At 38.1% G+C, this 17,072-nt stretch carries 10 protein-coding genes; 3 read left to right on the top strand and 7 right to left on the bottom strand.

The window, feature by feature from the left end:
• Window positions 1-5: 5 nt before the first annotated feature.
• The 4 genes from B5D82_RS06120 to B5D82_RS06105 all read right to left on the bottom strand — a co-directional run bounded on the left by B5D82_RS06120 (window position 6) and on the right by B5D82_RS06105 (window position 7,632).
• Window positions 6-1,172, bottom strand: a complete 1,167-nt coding sequence (locus B5D82_RS06120; RefSeq protein ID WP_081149997.1) for an enoyl-CoA hydratase/isomerase family protein — start codon at window positions 1,170-1,172, stop codon at window positions 6-8.
• A gap of 51 nt (window positions 1,173-1,223) precedes the next feature.
• Window positions 1,224-2,237 (bottom strand): oxidoreductase, encoded by a 1,014-nt coding sequence (locus B5D82_RS06115; RefSeq protein ID WP_081149995.1) that lies wholly within the window; start codon window positions 2,235-2,237, stop codon window positions 1,224-1,226.
• Window positions 2,238-2,401: 164 nt separating this feature from the next.
• Window positions 2,402-4,195, bottom strand: a complete 1,794-nt coding sequence (locus B5D82_RS06110; protein WP_081149994.1) for an acyl-CoA dehydrogenase C-terminal domain-containing protein — start codon at window positions 4,193-4,195, stop codon at window positions 2,402-2,404.
• 41 nt (window positions 4,196-4,236) lie between these two features.
• Window positions 4,237-7,632, bottom strand: coding sequence for a methylmalonyl-CoA mutase family protein (locus B5D82_RS06105; RefSeq protein ID WP_081149992.1), 3,396 nt, complete (start codon window positions 7,630-7,632; stop codon window positions 4,237-4,239).
• Between the two features lie 267 nt (window positions 7,633-7,899).
• Here B5D82_RS06105 and B5D82_RS06100 point away from each other — a divergent pair, with 267 nt between their 5' ends.
• Window positions 7,900-8,841 carry an AraC family transcriptional regulator gene (locus tag B5D82_RS06100; RefSeq protein ID WP_081149991.1) on the top strand — a complete coding sequence of 314 codons (942 nt, stop codon included), beginning with the start codon at window positions 7,900-7,902 and terminating at the stop codon, window positions 8,839-8,841.
• Window positions 8,842-9,097: 256 nt separating this feature from the next.
• Window positions 9,098-9,397, top strand: coding sequence for a hypothetical protein (locus B5D82_RS06095; RefSeq protein ID WP_081149989.1), 300 nt, complete (start codon window positions 9,098-9,100; stop codon window positions 9,395-9,397).
• 86 nt (window positions 9,398-9,483) lie between these two features.
• On the opposite strand, the gene B5D82_RS06090 is transcribed toward B5D82_RS06095, so the two are convergent.
• Window positions 9,484-10,164, bottom strand: coding sequence for a Fe2+-dependent dioxygenase (locus tag B5D82_RS06090; protein ID WP_081149987.1), 681 nt, complete (start codon window positions 10,162-10,164; stop codon window positions 9,484-9,486).
• A 74-nt stretch (window positions 10,165-10,238) separates the two neighbouring features.
• Window positions 10,239-12,581, bottom strand: coding sequence for a TonB-dependent receptor (locus B5D82_RS06085; RefSeq protein ID WP_081149986.1), 2,343 nt, complete (start codon window positions 12,579-12,581; stop codon window positions 10,239-10,241).
• Between the two features lie 568 nt (window positions 12,582-13,149).
• On the opposite strand from B5D82_RS06085, the gene recQ reads away from it, so the two are divergent.
• Window positions 13,150-14,946, top strand: coding sequence for a DNA helicase RecQ (gene recQ / locus B5D82_RS06080; protein ID WP_081149984.1), 1,797 nt, complete (start codon window positions 13,150-13,152; stop codon window positions 14,944-14,946).
• Between the two features lie 228 nt (window positions 14,947-15,174).
• Here recQ and B5D82_RS06075 read toward each other — a convergent pair whose 3' ends face one another.
• Complete coding sequence (locus B5D82_RS06075; protein WP_081149983.1) at window positions 15,175-17,013, bottom strand: GGDEF domain-containing protein; 1,839 nt, start codon at window positions 17,011-17,013, stop codon at window positions 15,175-15,177.
• Window positions 17,014-17,072: the final 59 nt, after the last annotated feature.

Below are 17,072 nucleotides of genomic sequence, written 5' to 3'. Positions count from 1 at the left end.
ATAATTTATTTGCTTAGGTTTTTTAAAGGGGTAAAAAACCAAGTCAGTAATTCTGCGGGAATATCGTTAATGTTTTCATAGGTCCAGCGCGGACTTTTATCTTTATCTATCAGCAGTGCCCGAACGCCTTCACTTAATTCTGGATACTGACAACAACGTAAACTTAAGTTGATATCAGCGGCAAAGCATTCTGCTAAAGTGAGATCTCTACTCATTATTAAATGTTGATAGGTTATTATCGCCGAAAGCGGGCTACCTTTTCTCAGCTTACCTTGTGCTCGCTGTAACCAGTCATTATCAGTTTCTAGGGCTAAAATAGCTTGATAGATATCTGCGCCATTATCAAAATGGGTTAATTGTGTAATCACCGCTTGATGCTCGACTATGTTAGATAGCATTGATTTGAATGCTTGCTCACTTTGTTGAACAAACTTACTCAATGCTTGATCAAGCAAGTCATAGTTTTCGTTATTACTTTGCCAATCAATATTACTCAGGTCTGCTATTACATCATTTTTAAAGCTACTGTTAATGCCAACATTAGCTAAACCAATGTTTAACGCGTCTGCCGCATTAAAAATTGCGCCCGTCATACCTAAAAATAGCCCGATATTATTAGGCATTTTATTAAGAAACCAACTTGCACCAACATCGGGATATAAACCTATCGTGATTTCGGGCATGGCTAGCAAGGTTTTTTCGGTAACCACTTTATGACTCGCACCAGCAAATAAGCCAATACCACCGCCCATGATATACCCGTCACCCCAAACTAAAATGGGTTTAGTAAATTCGTGTATCAGTTGATCTACTTGATACTCTAGTGAGAAAAACTCATGCCCAAAAGATGCAATAATAGTTTCGTCATTGATTATACTAGCCGATGTTTGTGTTAAGTAATTCGACTCAATGTTAGCGCTATTTTCTCTTTCCTCTTTAAGCACATGGCATAAGCTAACAACATCACCACCAGCGCAAAAGGCTTTATCTCCAGCCCCTTGAATAATTACCATGGCAATTTCATCATTGCTTTGCCATGCCAGTAGTTGCTTATGCAATAACACAAACATACTCATGTTAAGAGCATTAAGCGATTTTGGGGCATTTAATTCTGCAAATGCAATGCGCTTATTATTTTTTGTCTTTATTTCGCTAAATATTACCGGTGACATATCAATCCTTAACTTTGTATTTACACATATTATATTTTGAATAAATGGCGGTTAATCTAGGCTCGCATCAATTTCAACTACGGTTCGTCCAGTAACGCTACCTTCAACATAGGCGTCAAATGCTTGAGGTAAATCAGCGAATTTAATGGTGGTGGGAGAAATAAGTTCGAGCTTAGTAGGTTTTAAATCGCTAGCTAAGCGCTTCCATCCTTGTGTTCTAACCGATAAGGGCATTTCAACTGAGTTAATACCAAGCAAGCTAACACCACGTAAAATAAAAGGCATAACCGTTGATTCAAGTTTGTAACCACCAGCTAAGCCAATCGAAGCAATGTTGCCCCAAACGTTTGTTGTGCGAGTTAACCAAGCTAAAGTATCACCGCCAACATTATCAATCGCCCCGCCCCATTGGGCATTTTCTAATGGCTTGGTACCCATTTCAATATCATGACGATTAATTAACTTGCTTGCTCCCAACGCTTTTAAATAGGGTTCTTGTTCTGTTTTACCCGTATAGGCAATAACTTCATAGCCAATATTCGACAACATGTTAATCGCAAAACTACCGACACCGCCCGTAGCACCCGTAACAACAATTGGGCCTCGTTCTGGTATTTGACCGTTATCTTCCATTCGCTGTATCGCAAGCGCCGCAGTATAACCGGCAGTGCCTAGCGCCATAACATCACGTAAACTCATGCCAATAGGCAAGTTAACGATTGAGTCGGCCTTAACACGGGCATATTCACTATAACCACCATCATAAAGCTCTGATAATTGCGCGCCACAAACTAGCACTTTATCGCCGGTCTGAAAACGCGAGTCTTCTGAGCTAACGACAACGCCTGATAAATCAATGCCGCCGACTAATGGGTAAGTTCTTAAAATGCGACCTTTACCCGTTGCTGCTAGCGCATCTTTATAGTTAATGTCTGAATAAGCAACCTTAACAACTACTTCGCCAGCAGTTAAATCATCAAGGCTAATTTTTTCAAAGCCACTGGTAATGGTTTTATCATTTTTATGAATGCGAAATGCGGTAAATCTTTCCGGAACTGTCAACATTTTAGGCCCTCTTGATGAATTATATTAGCTGCTGAACTATTCGGTTGAGTTCAGCAGCTAATAAAATAATGTAAAGCAACGTTCAGGTTAATTAGCATTCAGTATATTAATGACCAAAACAATTAAACTTTAGTCCCGTCGGTCACTTACTCAGCGGCTAATAATTAATGATTATAGTTAAATAAACCTTCTGGCATCTCCATCAACGTTTTACTACCGGCTTCAATCGCATGAATATGACCGTCAATTCTGGGTAATAATCGTTCAATGAAAAAATGTCCAACATACAGTTTTGCTTGATAAAAATCATGCTCTGATTGCTTTGATGCTTGCTCAGCCATCAAAGCCCACATGTAGGCATAGCTAAGCAAACCAAAGGCGGCTAAATAATCAGTTGCAGAGGCACCAACCATATTTTTATCATCAGCATTTTCGGCAATAATGACTACAGTGATCGCTTTTAACTTTTCTAAAGCCCCCGCTAAAGGCGCAATAAAACCAGTGAGCTCTTGATTATTGGCCTGTTGTTCAATAAATGTTGTGATTTCTGCAAAATAAACATCAAGAAACTTGCCCTTATTGGCAACCACTTTGCGGCCCAATAAGTCCAAGGCCTGAATGCCATTAGTGCCTTCATAAATTTGGGCGATACGAACATCACGAACCAGCTGCTCTTGCCCCCATTCGCGCACATAACCATGACCACCAAAAACCATTTGCCCTAAGTTACAGCTTTCATAAGCCATATCGGTCATAAACGCTTTAGCAACCGGCGTTAATAATGCAACTAATGCTTCGGCTTGCTGTTTTTCAGTTTCATCAGCAGAAAATTTAACAATATCGAGTTGTTTAGCAACATACGTAGAAAAACAGCGGCCACCTTCGTTAAATGCTCGCATAGTTAGCAGCATCTTTCTAACATCAGGGTGAACAATAAGCGAGTCGGCTTTTTTATCCGCTGATTTAACACCTGTAGCGCTGCGGCCTTGAATACGTTCAATGGCGTATTCTGCCGCTTGTTGATATGAGGTTTCAGCCGCACCAACGCCTTGAATACCCATGCCTAAACGTTCATAGTTCATCATCGTGAACATGTAATTTAAGCCTTTGTTTTCTTCGCCAACTAAAAAGCCTGTAGCGGTATCAAAGTTCATCACACAAGTTGCTGAGCCTTTAATGCCCATTTTGTGTTCAATTGAGCCACAAGTAACGGTATTTCTAGCGCCTAAGCTGCCATCATTATTTAATAAAAACTTAGGTACCACAAACATAGAAATACCGCGAGGACCTTCTGGCGCACCCGGTATTTTCGCTAAGACTAAATGAATAATATTTTCAGTTAAGTCTTGCTCGCCACCCGTGATAAATATTTTAGTGCCGGATAAAGCAAAACTGCCATCGTCTAGCGCTTCTGCTTTTGCCGTCATTATACCTAAATCACTACCGGCATGAGGCTCGGTTAAGCACATGGTGCCAGCCCACTTGCCCGAATACATATTTTCTAAGTAAGTTTGCTTCATTTCTTCGCTAGCATGAGCACTAAGCGCCAAACTCGCGCCCGCCGTCAACATTGGGTAAAGCGCAAATGAAATAGAAGCCGATTGTGTCATTTCTTCAACAAACGATTGCAACATTTTAGGCATTCCCATGCCACCATGTTCAGGGTCGCCACTTAACGAGCCCCAACCACCTTCACAGTAAAGTTGATAAGCTTTGGCAAAACCGTCAGGTGTTGTCACCTCACCGTTTGACCAAGTAGCACCTTGTTCATCACTGTTTCGATTCAAGGGCGCGATAACACCAGCGGTTAACTTTGCGCCCTCCGATAAAATCGCATCGGCAGTGTCTTTATCAATTAGCTCAGCAACAGCTGGCATGGTTGTCCATAATTTTTCAGCATTAAAAACTTCATGCAATAAAAATTGCATATCGCGCATTGGCGCTTGGTAATTACTCATCACTCATACTCGTCTGGTTGCTTATATTAAATGAATAAAGCTTACATGTTGCGGCGGTATTGACCGCCAGCTTCAAATAATGAATTAACAATTTGACCTAATGAACAAACCTTACAAGCATCCATCATCAGTTCAAAAATGTTTTCATGTTTAATTGCCGCTGTTTGTAAACGTTTAAGCAGCACTTGTACTTCCGCTTCATTGGCTTTATTTAAACTCGCTAACATCTCAATTTGATAAGTCTTTTCTTCTTCTGTTGCACGAATAACTTCTTCCGGCACAATTGTTGGTGACCCGGTTGAACTTAAGAAGGTATTAACACCAATAATAGGGAACTCACCTGAATGTTTTAAGTGCTCGTAATGCATACTTTCTTCTTGAATTTTGCCACGCTGGTACATAGTTTCCATCGCGCCCAGTACACCGCCACGTTCGTTGATTCTATCAAACTCAGTTAATACCGCTTCTTCGACTAAATCAGTTAACTCTTCAATAATAAAGGCGCCTTGAATAGGGTTTTCATTTTTAGACAAACCTAACTCACGGTTGATAATTAATTGAATCGCCATCGCACGACGAACACTGTCTTCAGTCGGTGTAGTAATCGCTTCATCGTAAGCATTGGTATGCAATGAGTTACAGTTATCGTTGATTGCGTAAAGCGCTTGCAAGGTAGTGCGAATGTCATTGAAATCAATTTCTTGTGCATGCAATGAACGACCAGAGGTTTGAATATGGTATTTCAACATTTGGGCACGGGCATTAGCGCCGTATTTATTCTTCATCGCTTTTGACCATATACGACGAGCCACTCGGCCAATTACCGCATATTCTGGGTCAATACCGTTTGAGAAGAAAAACGATAAGTTTGGACCAAACTCGTTGATGTCCATACCTCGGCTTAAGTAATATTCTACAAACGTAAAGCCATTCGCTAAAGTTAACGCCAATTGAGTGATCGGGTTCGCGCCAGCTTCTGCAATATGGTAGCCAGAAATTGACACTGAGTAGAAGTTACGTACGCCTTTATCAATAAAGTACTCTTGCACATCGCCCATTAAGCGCAATGCAAATTCAGTGGAGAAAATACAGGTATTTTGGGCTTGATCTTCTTTTAAGATATCCGCTTGTACTGTACCGCGAACCAAGGTTAATGTTTTCGCTTTTATCGTTTTGTATACTTCAGGTGGCAACACTTGATCGCCCGTAACACCCAATAACATCAAGCCTAAACCGTCGTTACCTTCAGGCAATTCGCCTTGATAAGTTGGACGTTCACAACCTTTGCCTTGGTAGATCTTTTTAATTGTGGCAGCCACTTCTTTTTCTAAACCATTTTCAACAATAAAGCGTTCACACTGTTGATCTATCGCCGCATTCAAAAAGAAGCCTAAAAGCATCGGTGCTGGACCATTAATCGTCATTGAGACTGAAGTCATGGCATGTGCTAAGTCAAAACCAGAATAAAGTTTTTTAGCGTCATCTAAACAACAAATTGAAACACCGGCGTTACCAATTTTCCCGTAAATATCAGGACGAATAGCAGGATCGTTTCCGTATAAAGTTACTGAATCGAATGCTGTCGATAAACGTTTTGCTGGCATACCTTTAGAGACATAATGAAAACGACGGTTAGTACGTTCCGGGCCACCTTCACCTGCGAACATTCTTGTTGGGTCTTCACCTTCACGCTTGAATGGGAACAAACCGGCGGTATATGGAAATTCACCCGGTACGTTTTCTTGTAGGTTCCATTTTAGAATGTCACCCCAGCCTTGGTATTTAGGCATGCTGATTTTTGGAATAGCACTACCCGACAACGATTTGGTATGCGTTTGGATTGAAAGCTCTTTATCACGCACTTTAAATTTAAATTCAGGGTCTTTATAACGCTGAACTTTATCTGCCCATTGCTCTAGTAATAGTTTGTTTTTTGGATCTAAATCAAGCTCAACATGGGTATATAATGCTTCAAGTTGAGCAACTAAACCTGCTGACACATCTGTGTCAGTTTCTTTTGCTGTTTCAATGGCTTGATGAATGCCATAAAGCTTTTGTGCCACCGTAGTTTGCTTCTCTACCCAAGCATCGTAACCACGGTTACTTTCTGATATTTCAGATAAGTAACGAATACGGTTACCTGGAATAACACTACTCTTATTCGCTAACGTGCCTTCAGTAGATAAGAGATCACCAACGGTTAAGCCTGCTTTAGTATTTAACGCGGTGATCACCGCGTTGTATAGTTCGGTCATACCACGGTCATTAAATTGTGACGCAATAGTGCCGTATACAGGAACTTCATCATCGCCGGCTTCAAACATGCCACGGTTGCGTTTGTATTGTTTTTTCACGTCACGTAATGCATCTAAAGCACCACGTTTATCAAATTTATTTAACGCGATAATGTCAGCAAAATCTAACATATCTATTTTTTCAAGTTGGGTAGCGGCACCGTATTCTGGTGTCATCACATATAATGAAACATCAGAATGCTCTTCAATTTCGGTGTCTGACTGACCAATACCTGAGGTTTCTAAAATAATTAAATCAAAGTCAGTCGCTTTTAAAATGTCTAGTGTGTCATTTACATATACAGACAAGGCTAAATTTGACTGGCGTGTTGCTAGCGATCGCATGTAAACACGGTCATTATTTACCGCATTCATACGTATACGGTCACCTAATAATGCCCCGCCGGTTTTACGCTTTGACGGGTCAACCGAGACAATCGCAATTTTGCTATCTTCTGACGCCATTAAAAAGCGGCGGATCAATTCATCAACTAATGACGATTTACCTGCACCACCGGTACCGGTGATACCTAATACTGGCGTTTTACTTACTGTGGCAATTTTACGTATTTTAGCCAGGTCGCTTTTGTTTTCTTCTGGCGCGTTTTCTGCAGCTGAAATTAAACGGGCAATCGCTTGCTTTTTATCTTGTAGAGGCACGCCTTTCTTTAAGTTGGCTACGTCATCTTTTTTAACATTAATACCGGTTTTAAAATCACAACGCTCTAGCATGTCATCAATCATACCTAACAAGCCAAGCGCGCGGCCATCATCAGGTGAGTAAATACGGGTAATGCCGTAGTCTTGTAGCATTTTAATTTCGTCAGGCAGTATTACACCCCCACCGCCACCTACTATACGAATATGCTCACAACCACGCTCTTTTAACAGGTCATACATATATTTAAAATATTCATTATGGCCACCTTGATAAGAGGTCATCGCAATAGCGTTTGCGTCTTCTTGAATGGCAGTATTAACCACTTCTTCAACGCTGCGGTCATGACCAAGATGAATAACTTCTGCACCGCTTGATTGCAAAATTCTGCGCATAATATTAATAGCGGCGTCGTGACCATCAAATAATGATGCGGCGGTAACGATACGTATTTTATTTTTTAACTGATATCTTTCAGTATTCATCTCATACTCTCTTAATTTATCAAAATCGCTTATTCACAAGTGATATTCAGTAAAAAATATCCGTGTTTTAAAGCAATAATTATCTCAGTATTCACAACCTACTAAAGCACCTATGCACTAGTTTTAGTCGTAAAAGTCGATAATGGAAACTCAATAACAAAATTAGAACACACTAAAAATGTAATGAACATTGATTTTATTGTCAATTTGATGGACTATATTGTGATTAGACCACCAAGCAACACCGTGTATAAATTGTAGGCTACCATGTCAAATATCAAACTCACAAAATCAGCTGACATTCGCTTGTTCATCCCCGTATTTTTATTAAAAAAACTAGCTAAACATCGATTAACTGACGGCTTATACCCAGTTTCTTTGGGCATAACACAAGCAAATAACAACTATAAACTTCAGCAAGAATATAACCATTCACACAGCTTAATTTACTGCTTATCCGGCGCAGGAAAACTACACTACCTAGGTAAAGAAAGAATAATAGAACGTGGCGATCTTGTTATTATTAATGCTAATACTCCCTTCACTTTTACGCTTAATAAAACAAAAGATTCGATAAATAAAATTAGCCACGGTGATAAGCAACTGAGTAGCCGTGACAGCAAAGCTGTAGATAATATTGTCTATTGGATTAACTTCACTGGCACCTTAGCGCAAGATTTTGCTGAGCGACTACTAATGAAAATGGATAGTGGTGTTGCGCATGTAGGCGTGTTAAATAATATTGTTAGTGATTTTGATCACCTACTGGCATTAGGTGCTCGAGGTTATACGGCGACGAACGTTATTCATGCCGTGCATATTTTGCAACAAGCGTTGAGCTTTCTCGCGCTGCAATTACGTTTAACCATGTTTAATAACAGTTCCAGTTTTGATTTAGAGGCGGTTGAAGCTTTAATGCGCAACAGTTTGCATCAAGAACTGAGTTTAGATACGTTAGCGCATTATAGTCAGTTATCTAAATTTCACTTTGCGAAAAAATTTAAAGAGTTAACCGATAGCTCTCCTATTCAGCACTTTATTAATATGAAAATACAACACGCTTGTTCGCAGTTAGATAATAGTGATATTGCCATTAAAGACATTGCCAGTGGCTTAGGCTACAGCGATCCGTATTATTTTTCGCGACTATTCAAAAAATTAGTCGGTATTTCGCCAAAACAATATCGTGACTCTCGTCATAGTTCATAAACATTTTATTATGAGCGAAACAGCTTCGCGGCATCCTGACATTACAGACAATTCGAGTAACACTAAGCCTAGTTTATGCTGCATGTTAATTAGGTTTATTTAACTGCAGCGTAGTTGTATTTAAGCCATCGTCTATTTTTAATAACTAAATAAACTCATTGCAGTATATTTGCTTGTAATTGGCATAGCTTAACCCAATATTATTGTTTCTGAGTGTCTAGATAATGACTATTACGCTCAAAATAATGGAGCGGTTATGATCGCCAAAGTAACAAATAAAGCAATTTTCAGCAGTAGAGTTTTTTCTATTAATTATGTCACTTACCCTACTAATCATAGTGTGATGAAGCACAGCGATCCGGTACAAAAAGGACGTTATTACAAACTTAATTTTGTGTTGGTGCGAGCTAAAAGTGGTGGTGTGTTTGAATGTTCAAACTGTATTATCAATTTATTTAACCGGGTTTATCTATTTCGTCCGGATAAATACGAACACAGTGTATCTAAAATTGAGTCGGGCAAACGGGTACTATTGAGTTTTGCCCTTAATATATAATTTTATGTCTATTAAATAATCACGCTAAACCGCGCTTTAGTGATATTAAGCTTTATTATGATTGTTCCTTTAACTAGAAATACTGACTACAACTGCGCAAACTGTCGAATTAAGTTGTGGTAAACATTATGCAAATTGTCCATTTCAGTGCGAGAAGTTTTATTTTCTTTGATCAGGTTTTGAATAGTTTGATCTAACTGATATAAATTTTGGCGAATACTGACATCTGATATCATGCTTTGCATCCAAGTAATAGCTGCAAAGCGCTGTCCTTGAGTAACAGCCGTAACCTTGTGAAGGCTGCTCGACGGATAAACAACCGCATATCCGGCAGGTAGTTTTATTGACTGCTGGCCAAATTCGGTAGATATAACTAACTCTCCTCCTTCATATTCTTCAGGTTCACTTAAAAAAGTGGTCATTGACATATCGCTACGTAAAACTTCAGATGTTCCAGGTATTCTCATAACAGCAGCGTCTACGTGATAACCGTACTCTTCTGTCTCACTGTAGCGATTAAAACAAGGGGGGAATATTTTATGCGGTAAAGCAGCTGATACCACTTTAGGTGTTTCACCAATGCGCGACAATAGCTGGTTAGCTAATTGACGCACAAGGGTATTACTGGCATCAGCTTGATTGTTATTTTTCACTGAAGCCGCCATACCCATCGCTGTATTGCCGCCGTCACCCCAAGGGGCGTTGGCAAGCTGTTGGCGATAACTATGAACTTCTTCTTTCGATAATATTTTTTCTATAACAATCATTACGATTACTTTACCTGTTTAACTCAATTCTAAAATGTTTCTAAAAGAAACTATTACCATGGATTTAGTATTTATTAAAACTCATATGTTGCAGTAAGTTTTGTGCTGGTAGCACTGCCTAAATACATAAAGGCACCCGAACGATAAGCCGCTGTAAAATACTCTTCGTTAAATGCATTACCAATATTTAATCTAAAGGTTAAATCGTCAGTCGCGTAATAGTTAGCAAATAAGTTAACCACTTGATAACTAGGTACAACAATACTGTAGCGATTATTTACACTGTCATAACCCGCAGCAGAGTCAGGTTGCCCCGCATACATTTCACTTTGATAAGCGTAATCTCCACCAACAACGAATGACTCATTAAGCTCATATCTTAGTTGTAAGTAAACACTTTTTTCAGCAAAATTGCTTAACGCTAGGCCAATGCTTTCATCATTTATAGAATCTAACACTTCAGAGTCCATTGACGTAGCAGAGAACTGTACACTAAGGTTTTCCGTTATATTACCAACAAAGCCAATTTCAATACCTCTTACTCTATTCTCGCCAGTATTTAACGTACCTAAAGTCGCGTAATCATCGTCACCGACACTTTCCATAACATCATTTTTAGTAATTTGGAAAATAGATGCGCTAAGCATAAAGTTATCGTCAAGTAGCATTAATTTTGTGCCAAGTTCAATATTTTCTACACGTTCAGGATCTGAATCAGGTACTTGAGTGGCATTACCACAAACACCGCCATAACCACAGTTCGCGCCTAAATCAGTTTCTCCACCATTAATATTGGTTGCTGTGCTGTAATTTGCATAAACATTAACGTCTTCAGAAAAGTCATAGATTACACCAAAATTACCATTGTACATAGTATCTGAATAAGCATAAAGTGCTGATGTTCCGCCACTTGTTGCTTCATTACTGTAATCAAAATTATCTAATCTAGCGCCATAAAATACATCGAGTTGATCGGTTACATGTACCGTATCTAACATGTAAACTGACACAGTTTCAATATCTAGTACTGCATCGTTATCGCCACGACTATAAGTTCGACCCATCAATTGATCAAGGTTATCAAGCTGCTCACCTGCACCGTCGAGAATACAGTAGCCTGCGCTATCGCCACGTCGACCCGAGGTTATACAATTCGTTGGGTTATTATATTCAATATCATATACACCGTTGTTAACACTTTCATCGCTGTATTCAAAACCAAAAACAAAGTTGTTTTCTACGTCAAAAACAGAAGTGTTCCAGAACAAGTTAAACTGTGTACTCACGTATGAAACATCTTGATAACCTTGATGCGTACTTAAACCTATCGTTTTTGCACCTGGGGCATCCGGATCGCTATCCGCGCGAACTGTCCCCTTTGCTCCAGTAGTAATATAGCCATTTTTGGTGTCACCAAAACGCGTAGCGTTATAAAGCGTAATATTATCGTTAACTTCATACTCTGTGCGTAAGGTAAAGGTTTTGACTTCCGACTTTAAAAAGTCTGACGCTTGTGAATAAACCGGAATATCTTTAACGGGAGTACGCTCATCTTTGTCAAAGTAACTGCCTAAGTCAGGCACATCTTCCGCATCTAAATAATAAGCATCCGCGGTAATTGATAATGCTTGGGTTGGTAAATACACACCGGATAACTGTACGCCATTTCTTTCATTTGAAACTCCTTCACGGTCTGGCTTATCTTCATCAGAAATCAAAGCATTAAGTCGAACTGCGGTATTCTCTGATAAGGGTAAATTATAATCTAGCGTTACACGTTTATATTCATCACTACCTAAACCGGCATCAACACGGCCAAAGTTATAATTTACAGATGCCTTTTTAGTGATGCTGTTAACCGCACCACCTGATGAGCCTCGACCTGCAAAAGTTGAGCTTGGTCCTTTGGTAATTTCAACACGCTCGGTAGCAAAGCTTTCACGCGTGCTCATTCCTGGGTCTCTTAAGCCATCAACAAAAACATCACTGCGTGCTTCATGACCACGAATAATATAACGGTCGCCAAAAGCGTTGCCGTTTTCACCTGTACCTAAAGTAATGCCCGCTTGTGCGGATAGTATATCTTTAAGATCTGTTTTACCGGCTTCTATAATTTGATCTTGTGTCAGTACGGTGATCATTTGTGGCGTATCAACAAGTTCGGCAACACGACGAATATCACCAGAAGCGTCATGTAAATAGACAGAAGTTTTAGAGCCGTGAACCTTAATTAATTCAATTGCTTCTTCAGATTTATTAATTTCTTTCGATTCACAAATAACGGCACTGTCTTTTTCACAATTTTCTAGGTTATTTTCTGCGTATGCCGATGTACCACTAAATACCAATGCCGCAGCTACGGCTTGTGCACCCAATGTCATTTTATTTTTTTGATGAGGTTTTATTTGAGAGTTCATGTTTTATTACTTTTATTTTAAAGTCTTAATTAGTGAGGATTGAGATATTAACTAACACAAACCTCAAATGCAAATGATAATAGATATCATTTGCATTAATGTTTATATTTTGTGCATTAAAGGTTCCCTTACATCCGTTTAGGCCGCATACCGGTAATTTTATTTAGGTGATAAATTAAGGTAGTGACGTCCACATTACTATTGAATACATGAGGAATATTGTTACTTATGGAGAATTTTTAACGTATAAGAATTAAGCTCTGTAGTTATGAATAATACAAGCTCAAAGATAAGCACTTTCAAAAAAAGTCATCATAAAACCGTGTACTGTATTAAGCAAAATGTCTCCCTGCATAATCGCCCGCTTGTCACATGTTCATTTATGCAGGTATTAATGATATCTTCTTCAAATGCTCTGCCCTCAAAGTAATTCTTCAATGCTAAAATGCCAGGTTAATAAAATTTATTAATACCGGTATAGCACTTTACGGTGTTTATTTTTAAATTTTTAGTCTACGTTATTTAAATATGCTGACTTAATCATATCAAGCTTACAAAGGAACTTAATTTGGATATCAACACAGCAAAATCAGTTTTACAAAATACCTTCGGTTACACTGATTTTCGTCACCAACAAGCCAGCATCATTAGTGAACTAATCAATGGTGCTGATGTTTTCACCCTTATGCCAACCGGTGGCGGAAAATCATTATGCTATCAAATACCGGCTATTGTTTTACAGGGCGTTGGTATTGTTGTATCGCCACTCATTGCCTTAATGAAAGATCAAGTTGATGCGTTAAAGTTACAAGGGGTAAAAGCTGAGTTTTTAAATTCATCACAAGATTATGAAGAACAGCGTCGTGTTGAGCAGCTAATCACCTCGGGCAATGTCGACTTATTATATGTAGCGCCAGAAAGACTCTTAAGTGATTATTTTCTATCGCTACTAGATCGAGTCACCATCGCATTATTTGCCTTTGACGAAGCGCACTGCGTCTCGCAATGGGGCCACGACTTTAGGCCTGAGTATCAAAAACTCTCTATCATAGGTCACCGATATCCCAACACACCAAAAATTGCCTTAACCGCAACTGCTGATATGAAAACCCGTGATGAAATCGTTCAGGTTTTAAATTTAACGGGTGCTAAAACTTTTGTACATAGCTTTGATCGACCCAATATTCAATATCGCATCAGTGAACAGAAAAATAGCAAAGAGCAGCTACTGAGGTTTATTAATACCGAGCATGAAAAAGATGCCGGTATTGTCTATTGCCTTTCACGAAAATCCGTAGAATCAACCGCTCTGTGGTTAACTGAGCAAGGAAAAACCGCTTTACCTTATCATGCTGGTTTAGCCAGTGATCTTAAAGATAATAATCAACAGCGATTCTTAAGAGAAGACGGCATTATAATTGTCGCTACCATTGCATTTGGCATGGGTATTGATAAGCCTGATGTGAGATTTGTTGCACATTTAAATTTACCAAAAAGTATTGAAGCTTATTATCAAGAAACTGGACGCGCAGGTCGAGATGGCATGCCAGCTAACACATGGTTAGCTTATGGTATGCAAGATGTTATCAAGCTAAAGCAGATGGCAAGTCAAAGTGATGGTAATGAACAGTTTAAATTTATCACTCAACGTAAAATTGACGCTCTACTGGGTTACTGTGAAGTCAGTTCATGTCGCAGACAAGTGCTGTTAAATTATTTCGGAGAAACATTAGCAGAGCCCTGCGGTAATTGTGATAATTGCTTAAACCCTCCGGTAACTTGGGATGGCACCAGTGCTGCACGAAAAGCCCTTTCTACGGTTTATCGAACAGGGCAAAGGTTTGGAGTTGGCCATCAAATAGATGTGCTAACCGGCAAAAAAACACCAAAAATTACTAGTCTGAATCACGATCAACTTTCCACCTATAATATTGGCAGCGAACTTACGGCAATGGAATGGCAAACGGTATTTAGACAACTTATTTCCATGGGATATTTAGCGGTTGAAATGGATTATGGCGTGTTAAAATTAACCGAAAAAGCGCGACCATTATTAAAAGGTGAATGTGCGATTCAACTTAAAGTGCAAAAATATAAAAAGCCAAAGCAAGCCCAAAACAAAAAAAAATCTATTGAGTGCGATTTATCGGCAGGCGAACAAATCAACTTTGAAAAACTTAAGCAACAGCGATCTTTATGGGCAAAAGAGCGGAATGTTCCAGCATATGTTGTATTTCATGACGCAACTTTAATGGATATAGCGCGAATAAATCCTAAAAATTCAAACCAACTACTTGAAGTTAATGGCTTAGGTAAAACAAAGCTTGAGCTTTATGGTCAGAAAATTATTGCCTTGTTAACGTAGAAAATAAAACCGCATTAGTTATGTTGCTTCTTATGTGGCTTGTTATTTAATTTAGTTATCATTTGCAAGAATCTACATTTTTATATGCAAAAGAAAAAAGGCGTAGCTATCTGCCGATAAGAAGTAAAAATTAACTAATGCAAGTACTGTTTATCGATTCAATGCATGCCACAGTATGCTTGAAGCGCTATTTTAATTATCTATATTGAGAAAAATATCCCTTTACGGTTACACTTCAACTATCCTGTTTCTACCGAGGTCTTTCGCCTTATAAAGCGCATTATCTAGGCCTTGATAAATGGACTCAAAATTAGGAATTGTTTCTTTCATATAGGTTATTGAAAAACTGGCTGTAACCGTTAGTTCACTTTCATCATTTATAAATATGGGGTTACTTTCAAAGCTACTACGGATGCGCTCAACTATAATTTGCGCGGAAACTTTTTCTAAATCCTTTAAACAAATAACAAACTCCTCTCCACCAATTCTACCAAAAAGATCTTGCTGTCTAATATTATCTTTAGTTAGTTTAACTATATGCCTCAGTGCTTTATCACCACAAATATGTGAGTATTTATCATTTATAGATTTGAAGTCATCTAAGTCAAAAAGAATAATGGCATGTATATCATTGTTTATCGTATTGTTTAAGCATGCTATTTGTTCAAAAATCGCTCGCCTATTGAAGATGCGTGTAAGCTCATCAGTTTCTGATAATATTTTTTGTTTATTTTTTTGATGCCATATAAATATGCAGATGGTGAACAATGTAAATATTATTATACTGGATAATCCTAAGGTGATCTTTGATTGCTCGAGGTTAGCTGAAACTAAGCTAAGTTCCAGTGAAACTATATCTTGTTGTAACTCTGCAAAAGCTAAAATAGAAACAGAATTTTGCTGACTAATTAAAGCTTGTTGATTGATATCTATATAATTGTCAAAATACTGTTTTGCTAAGTAAGGTTGATTTTGAGATATATAATATTTGCTCAAAAACTCATATAGTAACCGTAAATTAGTGGTATTGGTTTGCTCAATTAGTAATTCTTTTTTTACTATGAAGCTATCAACACATTGAGTTCTATTATTTTCTAAACATGCTATAGCTTTATACAATGTCATTTTATTATTTTGATGCAACTCTTCAGTCGTACTTTGATAAGGTTCAAATTCATTAATAAGCGCTAACATTGCTGGAAACTTTTTTTCTATATATGCGAACTTTATTTTTAAAGTGAGTAATAACACTTGGTAATATTGAGCATCTATGAACAGGGCTTTCCCTGATTCAAATTTTCTAAAATATTGCTTACTTTCTTCAATTTCACCAGCATCTAATAATTCAGTAGCAATAGAATAATAAGTACGATGTATCTCAAAATCATTATTAATATAAGACAATTGTTTTTTGAACGTTTTCGCGGCTAGATTATACTGACCTATAGATGAATACATTTCAGCTATAGTGAGATAAATATCACTTATAAACTTTCTATCGCCTTTATTTAACTCCAGTAACATAAGAAAGCCTTGGATTTTTTCTACTGCAGTTTTATCCGAACAATACTGAAGCTCGGACATATCCAGGTACTTCAAAACCTCTTGTGACGCACTTGTTACTAAAGGTCGCATTTCATGCAAAAAATCACATGCTTTTTTTTCTGAATATCGATAATAAAATGCGGTCAAATCAAAAAGGGCAATTGATAAAATATTTGGGTTTACTTCCTTACTCGGTAAAAGGGTTATTTTCTTTAAGTGCCTTAGATAATCTTCACTAAAACCATATTTACAGTAAATAGCCGTCGATTTTTGCCAAAGTAGCTTCGAGCGCGCTTGATTTGATAAATTTGGTGAGTTAGCTAAAAATCCATCAACAGTATCACTTAACACTGTATCTACTGGGCAAGCATAATAAATAGAGGGTTGAATGCTATTCAAAGTAATATTCAAGTCATTGGCGAATGCCGAATTAATGAGAGAAAACGAAAAATAATATATGGTAAAAAATATCAAACATTTACTAACCACTATTTTAAATATATTCAAAATACTTGCTGCCACTTGAGTATAGCCATATAAAATAAAAACCTATTTTTGCTTATATAATGGTATTTCCAACC

The sequence above is a fragment of the Cognaticolwellia beringensis genome (assembly GCF_002076895.1).
Classification (GTDB): Bacteria; Pseudomonadota; Gammaproteobacteria; order Enterobacterales; family Alteromonadaceae; genus Cognaticolwellia; species Cognaticolwellia beringensis.
The sequence above is the reverse complement of the archived record's forward strand: the minus strand, read 5'-3'. Positions and strand labels throughout refer to the sequence as shown.

What these genes read in the sequence shown, in the direction of transcription:
- B5D82_RS06085 (WP_081149986.1), bottom strand. Translation starts at nt 12,581, where the DNA reads ATGAACTCTCAAATAAAACCTCATCAAAAAAATAAAATGACATTGGGT.
- B5D82_RS06115 (WP_081149995.1), bottom strand. Translation starts at nt 2,237, where the DNA reads ATGTTGACAGTTCCGGAAAGATTTACCGCATTTCGCATTCATAAAAAT.
- B5D82_RS06110 (WP_081149994.1), bottom strand. Translation starts at nt 4,195, where the DNA reads ATGAGTAATTACCAAGCGCCAATGCGCGATATGCAATTTTTATTGCAT.
- B5D82_RS06120 (WP_081149997.1), bottom strand. Translation starts at nt 1,172, where the DNA reads ATGTCACCGGTAATATTTAGCGAAATAAAGACAAAAAATAATAAGCGC.
- B5D82_RS06100 (WP_081149991.1), top strand. Translation starts at nt 7,900, where the DNA reads ATGTCAAATATCAAACTCACAAAATCAGCTGACATTCGCTTGTTCATC.
- B5D82_RS06105 (WP_081149992.1), bottom strand. Translation starts at nt 7,632, where the DNA reads ATGAATACTGAAAGATATCAGTTAAAAAATAAAATACGTATCGTTACC.
- B5D82_RS06090 (WP_081149987.1), bottom strand. Translation starts at nt 10,164, where the DNA reads ATGATTGTTATAGAAAAAATATTATCGAAAGAAGAAGTTCATAGTTAT.
- B5D82_RS06095 (WP_081149989.1), top strand. Translation starts at nt 9,098, where the DNA reads ATGATCGCCAAAGTAACAAATAAAGCAATTTTCAGCAGTAGAGTTTTT.